We start from the raw sequence: 12,537 nt of genomic DNA, 5'->3' as shown, positions 1-12,537 counted from the left end.
GTCATGAATGTATCGAGATCGCCTGGCACGCCAGTGCGTGCCGGCCGCATGCTGCGCCGCGCGCTGCTGTGCGCGGCGGCCGTGGCGTCGTTCGCCGCGCAGCACGCGCATGCGGCGGCGTCCGTGATGATCTGGCCGATCGATCCCGTGATCGAGAGCGACCAGCGCGCGGCGGCGCTGTGGCTCGAGAACCGCGACCGCCGGCCGGTAACGCTGCAGGTGCGCGTGCTCGGCTGGCGCGAGGCGAACGGAGAGGATGTCTACGACGAGCGTCAGCAGCGCATCGCGGGCAGCCCGCCGATGGCGACCGTGCCGCCCGGCAAGCGCCAGCTCATCCGGCTGACGCGCCTCGCGGACGTCGCGCCCGGCACCGAGGAAGCGTACCGCGTGCTGATCGACGAGATCCCGCAGCCGGACGACGACGCGCAGAAGTCGGCGAACGAGGCGTCGCTCGGCGTCAAGTTCCAGATGCACTACTCGGTGCCGCTCTTCGTCTACGGCGGCGATCTGTGGGCGAAGGAGAACCCGGACAAGCGCCGCGATCCGGCGACGGCGGGGCGGCCGGCGCTCCACTGGCACGTCGCGAACGACGGCGGCAAGCGGTGGCTCGTCGTGTCGAACCGAGGCCCCGTGCACGCGCGGATCACGCACGCGGCATTCGAATCGAGCGGCGCGCGCGCCGACTTCGCGCGCGGCCTGCTCGGCTACGTGCTGCCTGGCGCGCAGATGCGCTGGGCGCTGCCCGACGGCCTGAAGGTCAATTCCAATTCCAAGCTGGTCGCCACCGTCAACGGCGTGGCCGACCTTGCAATCGACGTGGACGGCGCCGCTTCGAACCGGTAATCCGCATCACGATACAAGCGACGACGTCGCGACGGGGAAATGCCTTGAAGCGGTACAACGAACACGGAACGAGAAGACTGCCGCGGCGGCGCGCGGCGGCGTGGGCGGTGGGAATTGCGTTCGCGGCGGCGGGGGACGCGCGGGCGAGCGAGCCGATGACGCTTGCGGACAGCTTCGGCCGTGCGCCGCCGCCCGCCGGCGGCGCGGCGACGCACGGCACACTGTACCTCGAGCTCGTCGTCAACGAACTGTCAACGGGGCGGATCGTGCCGATCCGCTATCGCGACGGCGTCTACTATGCACGCGCGGGCGACCTCGCGCAGGCGTCGGTGCGCACGAACGCCGATCCCGACGCGCTCGTCGACCTGTCGAAGCTCGACGGCGTGCAGGCCGAATACGAAAGCACCGATCAGCGCCTGAAGCTGACCGTGCCGCCCGACTGGCTGCCGCAGCAGGCGGTCGGTTCGCGGCGGCTGTACGACCGCACCCCTGCGGCCGTGAGCTTCGGGCTCCTGTTCAATTACGACGTCTACGCGAATTCGCCGACGCTCGGCACGAGCTACACGTCCGCGTGGACCGAAGCGCGGCTCTTCGACACGTGGGGCACCGTGACGAACACGGGCGTCTACCGGCGGGATTACGGCGGTAGCGGCGGCGTCGCGAGCAACCGCTATCTGCGCTACGACACGTCCTGGCGCTACTCGGACCAGGACCGGATGCTCACGTACACAGCGGGCGACGTGGTCACGGGCGCGCTGTCGTGGAGCAGCGCGGTGCGCTTGGGCGGCGTGTCGGTCGAGCGCGACTTCAAGGTGCGGCCCGACATCGTCACGTATCCGCTGCCGCAGTTCGCCGGGCAGGCCGCGGTGCCGACCGCCGTCGATCTGTTCATCAACGGCAGCAAGACGACGACGGGGCAGGTCAATCCCGGGCCGTTCACGCTGAACAACGTGCCGTTCATCAACGGCGCGGGCGAGGCGACCGTCGTGACGACCGACGCGCTCGGCCGCCAGGTCGCGACGACGATTCCGTTCTACGTCGCGAACACGCTGCTGCAGAAGGGGCTGTCCGATTATTCGCTGTCGGTCGGCGCGATGCGGCGCGACTACGGGATCCGCTCGTTCTCGTACGGCAAGCTCGCGGCGTCGGGCACCGCGCGCTATGGTCTCACCGATTACCTGACGATCGAAGGCCACGCGGAAGGCGGCGAGCGCTTCGCGCTCGGCGGCCTCGGGTTCGACGTCGGCGTCGGCATGCTCGGCGTGTTCAACTTCGCGGCGACGCAGAGCAGCCTCGCGGGCGCGTCGGGTCAGCAGTACGCGTTCGGCTACGGCTATTCATCGCAGCGGTTCAGCGTGGCGCTGCAGCGAATCCAGCGCACCGGCGGGTTTCGCGACCTGTCGGTCTACGATCTGCCGTCCGATGTCACGTACCGGCTCGTGCGCAACAGCACGCAGGCGACGGGCGCGCTGAACCTCGGCGCGATCGGCGGCACGCTCGGCGCCGGCTACTTCGACGTGCGCGGCGCGGACGGCTCGCGCACGCGGATCGCGAACCTGTCGTACACGCGGCCGATCTTCCGGCGCGCGACGATCTACGCGTCGGTCAACAAGACGATCGGCGACCGCGGCGTCGCCGCGCAATTGCAGTTGATCGTGCCGCTCGGCGACAAGGGCGTCGTGACGGGCTCGGTCGCGCGCGACGAGAACAACGGCTTCAGCGAGCGCGTGCAATACAGCCGCAGCGTGCCGAGCGACGGCGGCTTCGGCTGGAACCTCGCATACGCGGGCGGCGGCTCGCACTATCAGCAGGCGGACGCGACGTGGCGCAACCGCTACTTCCAGGTGCAGGGCGGCGCGTACGGCTATGGCGCGGGACGCGGCTATGCGCGCTGGGGCGAGGTGCAGGGCTCGGTCGTCGTGATGGACGGCGCGATGCTGCCCGCGAACCGCGTCGACGACGCGTTCGTGCTGATCGACACGCAAGGCCGCAAGGGCGTGCCGGTGCGCTACGAGAATCAGCTCGTCGGCAAGACCGACGGCGGCGGCCACCTGCTCGTGCCATGGGCGCCGTCGTACTACGCGGGCAAGTACGAGATCGATCCGCTCGATCTGCCGAGCAACGTGCGCGTGCCGATCGTCGAGAAGCGCGTTGCCGTGCGCGACCACGGCGGCGCGCTCGTCACGTTCCCGATCCAGAGGATCGTCTCGGCGCAAATCGCGCTCGTCGACACCGCGGGGCGGCCGCTCGGGATCGGCTCGCGCGTGCTGCACGAAGAGAGCGGCCAGACCGCGCTCGTCGGCTGGCAAGGCGAGACTTATCTGGAAGGATTGTCCGCGGTCAATCACCTGCGCGTCACGGCGCCGGACGGCCGCACGTGCCGCGCGACGTTCGACGCCGACGTCGACGCGGCGCAGATGAGCCGCATCGGTCCGCTCGCGTGCGGCGAATAACGACAGGGACTCTCGATGAAGCCATTCTGCAAATTCTTCGCACACGTCGCGGCGGCGCTCGCGTTCGGTTTATTCGCGGCGCTGCACGCGCACGCGTCGTGCTCGGTCGTGAGCGCGGCGCCCGCGTCGTTCGGCACGGTCACGTCGTTCGTCGCCGCGAGCCAGCCGCAGTCGACGTCGACGACGAGCAGCGGCCTGTCGTGCTCGGGCGCGCTGCTCGGGCTGTTCGTGATCGGCGACCAGATCAACGCGACGATCACGTCGGCGAACGGCGGCAAGCTCGTCGGTTCGACGGGGGACGCGCTGCCGTACTCGGTGTTCGCCGATCAGAACTACTCGATCAAGCTCGACTTCGGCGTGACCTACAACTGGGCGAGCGGGCAGTTGCTGAACCTGCTCGGGATCTTCGGCGGTCCGACGCAGACGCTGCCGCTGTATTTCCGGACGATCCAGGGCCGCAACGTCGCGGCGGGCACGTATACCGACACGCTGACGATCGCGTGGAACTGGAATTACTGCAGCGGGATCGGCATTCTCGGCATCTGCCTCGGCCGCGACCAGGGCTCGGGCACGGCGGTCGTGCCGGTGACGATCACCGTGACCAACGATTGCGTGATCGCCGCGCCCGACGTGAACTTCGGCGCCGCGCCGACGGTCGCCGGCTTCGCGCCCGTGACGGGCAGCGTGTCGCTCACCTGCACGAAAGGGATGGTCTACACGGTCGGCCTGAGCAGCGGCGCGAACCCGCATGCGAGCGGCCGCCGGCAGATGGCGAACGGCGCGAACCGCCTGCAGTACGACATTTTCGGCGCGGGCGGCGGCGCGGTGTGGGGACAGTCGACGAATCGCGCCGGCAGCGGCGCGGCGGCCGATGGCCAGTCGGCGCAGCAGTTCCCGTACACCGCGCGAATCTATTCGGATCAGCAGACGCCCGCTGTCGGCACCTACACGGACAGCGTGGTCGTCGACGTGCGCTATTAGCCGCGAGCCGGCGCCTTTCGGAAATCGTTTCGACCATGCGAATCGAATCGAGCGGGGGACATGGAGGTGAGAAGGCAAGATGGATTAGTTTCTTTCGTTTTCGAACGACGCGTAGATTTGACGATATGCGAAGCCCGAAATGGCCAAATCGGGCGCGAGAATAGCGCATTGCGCAAGCGTTGATCGTCGACATTCGCGATCGGCCGTCCCACGTTCGTTTCGGGCCGGCTGAAATGCGGACGGCGCCGCTCGCGACTGCGCGCCATCGAATCGAAGAATCGGAGAAAGCGCACGTGCGATGGGATAAACGACCCTACCCATAAACGGAACGCCGACAAGAAAAAGGAGGTGCGGGTTTTTTCCGGAAACGGAAGAGATGCGTATTCTGGCGAGGTTCCAAATGGGATAAAGGTATGAAAAGCGACGGCTTTTGCGGAGGCAAATTCTGTCGACGCATACTGGTGTGCATCTCTGCTGCAGCGCTCGCGTTCTGGACGCTGTCGCAGGCTTCGAATCGGATGCAGGACGGCATGCTGGTCGCGACGGCGCCCTGCAAGTGGTCACACCTGTACCCGTTGCTGTGGGGCGGCAGCAATGTGCTCGTCGCGTTGTTGAGCTACGGATGGGCGCATCGCGATCTGAAGCGCTTGCAGGCGGCGCTGCGCGCGAGCCGGGGCTCGCTCGCGACCGCGAGCCACGAGCTGCGCGCGCCCGTCAACGGCATGCTCGCGCTCGTCGAGCTGCTGAAGGAAGGGCTGCGCACGCCCGAGCAGCAGCGGCTGCTGAGTCTCGTGCAGGACTCCGGGCAGTCGCTCGCGCGCGTGCTGAACGACATTCTCGATCATGCGAGCATCGAGGCCGGGCAATTCGCGATCGAGAGGACGCGCGTCGACGTGCGCGAGCTCGTCGACAGCGTGACCGCGATGCTCGCGGTGCACGCGCATCGCAAGGGCTTGCGGATCAGGCTGCACGTCGACGCCGACGTGCCGGCGGCCGTGCTGACGGACGGCAACCGGCTGCGGCAGATTCTCGTCAATCTGATCGGCAACGGCATCAAGTACACGGAGCGCGGCAGCGTGTCGGTGCGCGTGCGCGCGGCGGACGTCGTCGACGGTTCGGTCGAGATCGTCGCGACGATCGCCGACACGGGGATCGGCATCGCCGCGGACGAACTGCGGCGGCTCTTCACGCCGTTCGTGCGCGCGCGCCGCGGCGCGCGGCGGACGGAACCAGGAACGGGGCTCGGGCTGGCGATTGCGCGCAGGCTCGCGAGATTGCTAGGGGGGGACGTGACGCTGGCAAGCGAGGAAGGCAGGGGAACCACGGCGACGGCGCGCATCCGCTGCGCGGTCGTGGCGCGCGGCTATGCGCCGGATGCGCTCGCCGAGCGCGTGGTGTCGATCGACGTCGGCGATTCCGCGCTCGCGGCGACGCTGGCCGCATACGCGCGCGCGGCCGGCATGCGGCTCGCCGCGCGCGGCGCGGCGGACGTCGACGCGGTGTTGTGCGACGACGCGCGCGTCGATGCGTCGAGGCCGCAGATCGGCTGGGTCGGCGTGACCGACGCGGCGGGGCCGGCCGGCTGGATCGACGGCGGGACGCACGTGCGGCTGGGCAGCAACCCGCTCGGCTGGCGCGCGTTCGTCGAGAGCTTGCGCGCCGCGCTCGATGCGCGCGATTCGGCGCGCGCGCGCGCCGCGGCGGGGGCGCAGTCGCGCGCGTACCGCGTGCTCGTCGTCGACGATCAGGAGATGAACCGTGTGGTGATCCGCTATCAGCTCGACGCGCTCGGCCATCGCGCGCGCCTGTGCGGCAGCGGCGACGAAGCGCTGCGCGCGCTCGAGGCGGGCGCGTTCGACGTCGTGCTCACCGATTGCCGGATGCCGGGCATGGACGGCGTCGCGTTGACGACGGCGATCCGCGCGCATCCGGATGCGCGCGTGCGCGCGACGCCCATCGTCGGCGTGACGGCGCTCGTGTCGGAGGGCGAGTTCGCGCGCTGCGTCGCGGCGGGCATGACGTTCTGCATCGGCAAGCCGACGACGCTCGACGCGCTCGAGCGCGCGCTCGTCGATGCGATCGAGCGGGCGCCTCCGCTGAGCTTCGATCCGTCTCAGATCGACAAGACGCGCTTGCTGACGGGATTCGGCGCGTCGCCCGCCGACGGCGCGGCGCACACGGAGATCCTGCTCGCGTGCCGCCGCGCGCTCGAGCGCGACCGGGACACGCTGACGCGCCACCTGCGCGACGGCCTGTCCGAGCACGAGCTGCGCGCGTGGTGCCACACGGCGCGCGGCACGTACAGCCTGTTCGGCCACGCGCATGTCGATGCGCTGCTCGACGAATTCCATCATCTGCTAGGGGCGGGAGACGCGCGCGCGATCCGTGGCGCGGCCCGCGAAATCCTCGCGATGGTGAACCATCTGCTGCGCTGCGTTGCGCATCCGGCGCAATCGCGCGATCGCGGCGATCCAAAAGGAGGAAGGTAAATGAGCGTTCAAGTGTTGATCGCGGACGACCATCCGCTCGTGCTGCTGGGCGTGCGTCACATGCTGGCGAGCATGGGCGACGTGTCGATCGTCGGGGAGGCGCACGACCCGGCCGGGCTGCTCGCGCTGCTCGCGACGACGCCGTGCGACATCGTCATCACCGATTTCGCGATGCCCGACCCGCCCGCCGCCGACGGCCTCGCGATGCTGACCGCGATCCGCGACGGCCATCCTTCGGTCCGCGTGATCGTCTTGACGATGCTCGACAACCCGGTGCTGATGCGGACGATGCGTCAGGCGGGCGCGCTGGCGGTGCTGAGCAAGCGCGGCGACCTCGACGAGCTGCCGCGCGCGGTCGGTGCCGTGCGCCGGGGGCGGCCGTTCGTCGGCACGCACGCGGGCGCGGCGGGCGGGCTCGCGATGCGCGCGGCGGACGCGCCGCCGCAGCTGAGCCCGCGCGAGATCGAGGTGGTGCGCCTGTGCGCGACCGGAATGACGATGACCGACATCGCGAACCGCTACGGCCGCAGCATCAAGACGGTCAGCACGCACAAGCACAACGCGATGGGCAAGCTCGGCCTCAAGTCCGACGTCGATCTGTTCATGTATGCGTCGGAGAACGGGCTCGTGTAGCGAGCGCGTGGACATATGCACGTCGCATCTGGACATCCGGCGGATCGACGGTCCGCGGATCGTCGAGGGCGGCAAGCCGGTGTTCGAGCGGATCGAGGTCGTCGGCCTGCGGATCGTCGCCGACGGCCTCGCGGACGACGAGCGAAGCCGCTTGCTCGAACGGCGCGTGGCGCGCCCGCATGCGCTCCATTCGCGGCGCGACGAAGGTCGCACGCCGTTTCCATTCAAGCGGCCCGTCATCGTCGCGCAGGCGCCGTCGCGCTGATTGCGGCGTCGCGCGGCGTCGTTCCGCGAGGACGGGCGGCCGCTTGCGACCGCCCGTCCGCTTCGCGAATCACTCGATCAGATTCGGAATCCGTACGTTCGGGTCGACATCCGCGTCGTAATCGACGCCGTCGATCCCGAAGCCGAAGAGGCGCAGGAATTCGGCCTTGTAGCCCGCGAAATCGGTGAGCGTATAGAGATTGTCGTCCGTCACCCGATCCCACAGCGCGAGCACGCGCTCCTGCACGGCGGGGTCGAGCTCGAGGCCGTCCGCGCGCAGCCGGCCTTCGGCGTCGACGTGCGGATTGGCGCCGTAGAGACTGTCGCGGAACAGGCCGTCGACCTGCTCGATGCAGCCCTCGTGCGTGCCGCGCTCCTTCATCGTCTTGAAGAGCAGCGACAGGTACAGCGGCATCATCGGAATCGCGGAGCTCGCCTGCGTGACGACCGCCTTCAGCACCGACACGCGCGCGTCGCCGCCGCGCGCCGCGAGCTTGTCGCGGAGCGCGAGCACGGTCCGGTCGAGGTCCTTCTTCGCTTCGCCGATCGAGCCGTTCCAGTAGATGTCGTGCGTGACCTTCTCGCCGAGATACGTGAACGCGGTCGTCTTCGCGCCGTCGGCGAGCACGCCCGCGGCGTCGAGCGCGTCGATCCACATCCGCCAGTCCTCTCCGCCCATCACGGCGACCGTGCCCGCGATCTCGTCGGGCGTCGCCGGCTGCAGCAGCGTTTCCTTGACCGCCTCGTTGTCGGTGTCGATCCCGCGCAGCCGCACCGCGCGGCCGATCGGCTTCAGCGTCGACTGGAACGTCTCGCCCGTCTTCGGATGCGTCCTGCGCGGCGCGGCGACGCTGTAGACGACGAGATCGACCTGGCCGAGGTCGCGCTTGATCGCGTCGATCGTCTTTTGCTTGATCTCGTCGGAGAACGCGTCGCCGTTGATGCTCGCCGCATACGGGCCGCGCGCCGCCGCTTCGTCGTGGAACGCGGCGCTGTTGTACCAGCCGGCCGTGCCGGGCTTCGCGTCGCTCGGCGCGCGCTCGAAGAACACGCCGAGCGTCGCCGCGCCCGCGCCGAACGCGGCCGCGATGCGCGCGGCGAGCCCGTAGCCCGTCGACGCGCCGATCACGAGCACCTTCTTCGGACCGTGCTCGATCGGCCCGCGGCCGGCGACGTGAGCGATCTGCTCGCGGACGCTCGCCGCGCAGCCGGCGGGGTGGGTGGTGACGCAGATGAAGCCGCGTACGCGCGGTTTGATGATCATGGCTGTCTCGCTAGGCAGGCAGGGGACGGTCAAAAAAGCAGCGTGCATTCTAAACGAGGCGGGCGCCGGGTCGTGCGTTCGTGAAAGGCGGGCCGCGCGCGAGATCGCGTGGGGTGTCGGGCGGATGTGCTCGGTGCGAGCGACGCGGCGTTGCTACAAGTCGAGAGTCGCAAATCGCGCTGCGTGGCTCGCGTGTCGCGCACGCGACGAGGCGCGCGTGTACGGACCCGTGCGGTCCATCAAGCCCTGACGCGCCGCACCGCCGCTCGCCGCGCACGCGCGGCACGCGAGCAACAAAAAGGGCGGCCGAAGCCGCCCGAAGAAGCGATGTTGCGTGGTTTCGAACCGGTCGCGCGCTCAGTTGCCCGTCGACAGCGTGAGCGCGCTCGTCAGGTCGCCCATCGGCTTGAGGCCGTTCGCGGCGAGCGCATCGTCGCGCTGCTTGAGGCCGGCGAGGCGCGGCAGCGCGTAGCGGCGCGTGATGAAGCGCAGGATCGACGCGGTGTCGTATTGCGTGTGATCGACGAAGCCCTTCTTCGCGAACGGCGAGATGACGAACGCCGGAATGCGCGTGCCCGGGCCCCAGCGGTCGCCCTTCGGCGGCGCGACGTGATCCCAGAAGCCGCCGTTTTCGTCGTACGTCACGATGACGACCATGTTGTTCCACTGCGGGCTCTTCTGCAGGTGCGCGATCACATCGGCGATGTGCTGGTCGCCCGACGCGACGTCGGTGTAGCCCGGGTGCTCGTTCAGGTTGCCTTGCGGCTTGTAGAACGTGACCTGCGGCAGCTTGCCCGCGTCGATCGCCTGGATCAGCGCGGCGCCGTTCGAGCCGGCGTCGAGCAGGTGCTGCGCGCGGTTCGCGGTGCCGGGCGCCTGGTTCGCGTAGTAGTTGAACGGCTGGTGGTGCGGCTGGAAGTTCGGCGCCGTCAGGTTCGGCCCGTAGATCACGCCCGACGTGCCGCTTTGCGCGGCCTGCAGCGCCGCGCCCCACGCGCCGCTATACCATGCCCACGAGACGCCGGCGCTCGTCAGCAGATCGCCGATGTTCTGCTGCGTCTGCGGCGGCAGCGTCGACGGGTTCGACGGGTCGGCGAGGTTCGGATCGCCGCCCGTCGCGGCCGCGTTGCCGCTCGGCTGATACGGCGGCTGCATCGTGTTGACCGCGTAGAAATCCGGCGTGAGGCCGCCCGACTTCACGAACTTCGGCGGGCCCGACAGCGCGGATGCGGGCGAATTCGACGCCAGCGTGAGCGTCACGCCGTCCGGATTGACGACCGAGATCTGGCTTGCCGCCGGGCTCTTGTCGGCGTTCGGATAGTACGGCGCGCACGCGCAGATCAGGTACTGGTGATTCAGGAACGAGCCGCCGAACGTGCCCATGAAGAAATTGTCGGCGAGCGTGTATTGCTGCGCGAGCTTCCAGAGCGGCAGCTTCGACGGATCGGCCGTGTAGTGGCCCATCACGAGGCCGCCCGCGTCGGACCACGCGGCGAACCTGTCGTTCTTGCCGCCGTCGATCTGCATCTGGTTCTCGTAGAAGCGGTGAACGAGATCGCGCGTCGTCACGCTCATCGGCGTGTTGAAGCCGTTCGGATCGTCGATCGCGAACGGCGCGTTCGGCAGGTTCGCCGTCATCGCCTCCGTCACCGCGGGCGTCACGCCCGCCGCGGTCAGGCCGTTCCAGATCTTCGGCAGCGTCGCGAGCGTCGTGCCGTTGCGATCGACCTGCGCCGCGCTCGCGGCCGTCACGTTCTGCAGGCCGTTCGCGCCCGGGAAGTTGCCGTAGAGGTTGTCGAAGCTGCGGTTTTCCGCATAAATCACGACGACGTTCTTGACCGCCGACAGGCCGGGCGACGTGACGTCGTCCCCGCCGCACGCAGTGAGGCCGATGGCGGCCGCCAGCGCGATCGGCGTCACGCGAATCCAATGCTTGTTCATCCGTTTTCTCTCTTGTCGCACGAGGTGTGTGGGTATCGAGGGGCCGGCCAAATGCGTCGCCCGATGCGGCGCGCCGCGTGAATGTCGACTGACAGCCGGTTGCGCGGATTGTGTAAGGATCGTTTGACAGCAACATGTTGTAATGCTTTCGTTGAGCTGTCGATTGGCCGTCATCGAATTGTCATTTTTTCGACATACGCTCGCGCCTTTCCCACTCGACCCCGCCGAATCGATGATGCGCCGACCGCTGCGACACGCTCTCCGGAATCGTTCGACTTTCGCCGCGCTGCGCGCGCTCGCGGCCGCGGCCGTGCTCGCGGCGAGTGTCGCCGCGTGCGATGCGAATGGACCCGCCGCGACGCCCGCCGCGACCCCCGTCGCGCAGGCGAGCACCCCCGCCGTCGTCGACCGTCAGCCGCAGACGCGCGCGCAGGTGTACGAAGCGGTGAAGCAGATGACGGCACTCGGCCGGCAGCTGTTCTTCGATCCGTCGCTGTCGGGCGGCGGCAAGCTCGCATGCGCGTCGTGCCACAGCCCGCAGCACGCGTTCGGGCCGCCGAACGCGCTGCCCGCGCAATTCGGCGGCGACGATCTGCGTCAGCAGGGCTTTCGCGCGGTGCCGACGCTCAAGTACCTGCAGACCGTGCCCGCGTTCAGCGAGCACTATCACGAGTCAGACGACGAGGGCGACGAGAGCGTCGACGCCGGCCCGACGGGCGGCCTCACGTGGGACGGCCGCGTCGACGGCGGCGCGGAGCAGGCGCGCGTGCCGCTCACGTCGCCGTTCGAGATGAACAGCACGCCCGCGAAGGTCGCGCGCGCGGTGCGGGCCGCGCCGTACGCGGACGCGTTTCGCAACGCGTTCGGCGCGCGCGTGCTCGACGACGATCGCGCGACGTTCGAAGCGGTGCTGCAGGCGCTCGGCACGTTCGAGCAGACGCCCGACGCGTTCTATCCGTACACGAGCAAGTACGACGCGTATCTGGCGGGCCGCGCGCAGTTGACGAGCGCCGAGCTGCACGGGTTGCAGCTCTTCAACGACGAGAAGAAGGGCAACTGTGCGAGCTGCCACGTGAGCCGGCGCGGGCTCGACGGCACGCCGCCGCAGTTCAGCGACTTTGGGCTGATCGCGATCGGCGTGCCGCGCAATCGCGAGCTCGCGGTGAATCGGAATCCGAAGTTCTACGATCTCGGCGCGTGCGGGCCCGAGCGTCGGGACCTGAAGGGCCGCGACGAATTCTGCGGGCTGTTCCGCACGCCGACGCTGCGCAACGTCGCGCTGAAGAAGACGTTCTTCCACAACGGCCTCTATCACTCGCTCGAAGACGTGATGCGCTTCTACGCGGAGCGCGACACGCATCCGGAGAAGTTCTATCCGGTGAAGAACGGCGTCGTCCAGAAGTTCGACGATTTGCCGAGGCGCTATTGGAAGAACCTGAACGACGAGCCGCCGTTCGACCGCAAGCGCGGCGATCCGCCCGCGCTGACCGACGCGGAGATCAAGGACGTGATCGCGTTCCTCGGCACGCTCACCGACGGATACGATGCGCAGGCGAAGCCGGCGGGCGGCAATCGCTGAGAGGCGCAACGGGCGGGCGGTGTGCTGCGGCTGCAACGTGTCGCCGACGCACGCGGCCCGTGCGGTTGTGTGGCTTGCATGCGGCGCGTG

Annotated in this window: 9 protein-coding genes; 7 read left to right on the top strand and 2 right to left on the bottom strand. The window is 69.0% G+C overall.

All coding sequences use genetic code 11. The features are described 5' to 3' along the window. Positions 1 to 3: 3 nt before the first annotated feature. From BG90_RS00115 to BG90_RS00090, 6 genes are all read left to right on the top strand, one after another. Positions 4 to 843: a fimbrial biogenesis chaperone gene (locus BG90_RS00115; RefSeq protein WP_025989859.1), complete on the top strand. Its 840-nt coding sequence runs from the start codon at positions 4 to 6 to the stop codon at positions 841 to 843. Between the two features lie 44 nt (positions 844 to 887). Then, positions 888 to 3,296, top strand: coding sequence for a fimbria/pilus outer membrane usher protein (locus BG90_RS00110; RefSeq protein ID WP_010115835.1), 2,409 nt, complete (start codon positions 888 to 890; stop codon positions 3,294 to 3,296). Between the two features lie 15 nt (positions 3,297 to 3,311). Next, positions 3,312 to 4,277 carry a Csu type fimbrial protein gene (locus BG90_RS00105; RefSeq protein WP_010115833.1) on the top strand — a complete coding sequence of 322 codons (966 nt, stop codon included), beginning with the start codon at positions 3,312 to 3,314 and terminating at the stop codon, positions 4,275 to 4,277. Between the two features lie 413 nt (positions 4,278 to 4,690). Continuing rightward, on the top strand, positions 4,691 to 6,766 hold the full coding sequence (locus BG90_RS00100) for an ATP-binding protein (RefSeq protein WP_025989858.1): 2,076 nt from the start codon (positions 4,691 to 4,693) through the stop codon (positions 6,764 to 6,766). Continuing rightward, on the top strand, positions 6,767 to 7,399 hold the full coding sequence (locus BG90_RS00095) for a response regulator (protein WP_038802563.1): 633 nt from the start codon (positions 6,767 to 6,769) through the stop codon (positions 7,397 to 7,399). It begins immediately after the preceding gene. A 7-nt stretch (positions 7,400 to 7,406) separates the two neighbouring features. Next, positions 7,407 to 7,664, top strand: coding sequence for a class I SAM-dependent methyltransferase (locus tag BG90_RS00090; protein WP_010115820.1), 258 nt, complete (start codon positions 7,407 to 7,409; stop codon positions 7,662 to 7,664). A gap of 69 nt (positions 7,665 to 7,733) precedes the next feature. Here the strand turns inward: BG90_RS00090 and fabV are convergent, their stop codons facing one another. Then, the gene (gene fabV / locus BG90_RS00085; RefSeq protein WP_010115818.1) at positions 7,734 to 8,927 is read right to left on the bottom strand and encodes an enoyl-ACP reductase FabV; all 1,194 of its coding nucleotides are present in this window, start codon (positions 8,925 to 8,927) and stop codon (positions 7,734 to 7,736) included. 357 nt (positions 8,928 to 9,284) lie between these two features. Then, positions 9,285 to 10,868: an acid phosphatase gene (locus BG90_RS00080; RefSeq protein WP_010104319.1), complete on the bottom strand. Its 1,584-nt coding sequence runs from the start codon at positions 10,866 to 10,868 to the stop codon at positions 9,285 to 9,287. A 232-nt stretch (positions 10,869 to 11,100) separates the two neighbouring features. On the opposite strand from BG90_RS00080, the gene BG90_RS00075 reads away from it, so the two are divergent. Then, entirely contained in the window at positions 11,101 to 12,447 is a 1,347-nt protein-coding gene (locus tag BG90_RS00075) for a cytochrome-c peroxidase (RefSeq protein WP_025989857.1), read from the top strand. Positions 12,448 to 12,537 lie beyond the last annotated feature (90 nt).

Origin of the sequence: Burkholderia oklahomensis C6786 (genome assembly GCF_000959365.1) — a bacterium.
Taxonomy (GTDB): Bacteria; Pseudomonadota; Gammaproteobacteria; order Burkholderiales; family Burkholderiaceae; genus Burkholderia; species Burkholderia oklahomensis.
The sequence above is the reverse complement of the archived record's forward strand: the minus strand, read 5'-3'. Positions and strand labels throughout refer to the sequence as shown.

Coding starts and splice junctions, on each gene's coding strand:
- BG90_RS00100 (WP_025989858.1), top strand. CDS start 4,691: ATGAAAAGCGACGGCTTTTGCGGAGGCAAATTCTGTCGACGCATACTG.
- BG90_RS00095 (WP_038802563.1), top strand. CDS start 6,767: ATGAGCGTTCAAGTGTTGATCGCGGACGACCATCCGCTCGTGCTGCTG.
- fabV (WP_010115818.1), bottom strand. CDS start 8,927: ATGATCATCAAACCGCGCGTACGCGGCTTCATCTGCGTCACCACCCAC.
- BG90_RS00105 (WP_010115833.1), top strand. CDS start 3,312: ATGAAGCCATTCTGCAAATTCTTCGCACACGTCGCGGCGGCGCTCGCG.
- BG90_RS00115 (WP_025989859.1), top strand. CDS start 4: ATGAATGTATCGAGATCGCCTGGCACGCCAGTGCGTGCCGGCCGCATG.
- BG90_RS00075 (WP_025989857.1), top strand. CDS start 11,101: ATGATGCGCCGACCGCTGCGACACGCTCTCCGGAATCGTTCGACTTTC.
- BG90_RS00080 (WP_010104319.1), bottom strand. CDS start 10,868: ATGAACAAGCATTGGATTCGCGTGACGCCGATCGCGCTGGCGGCCGCC.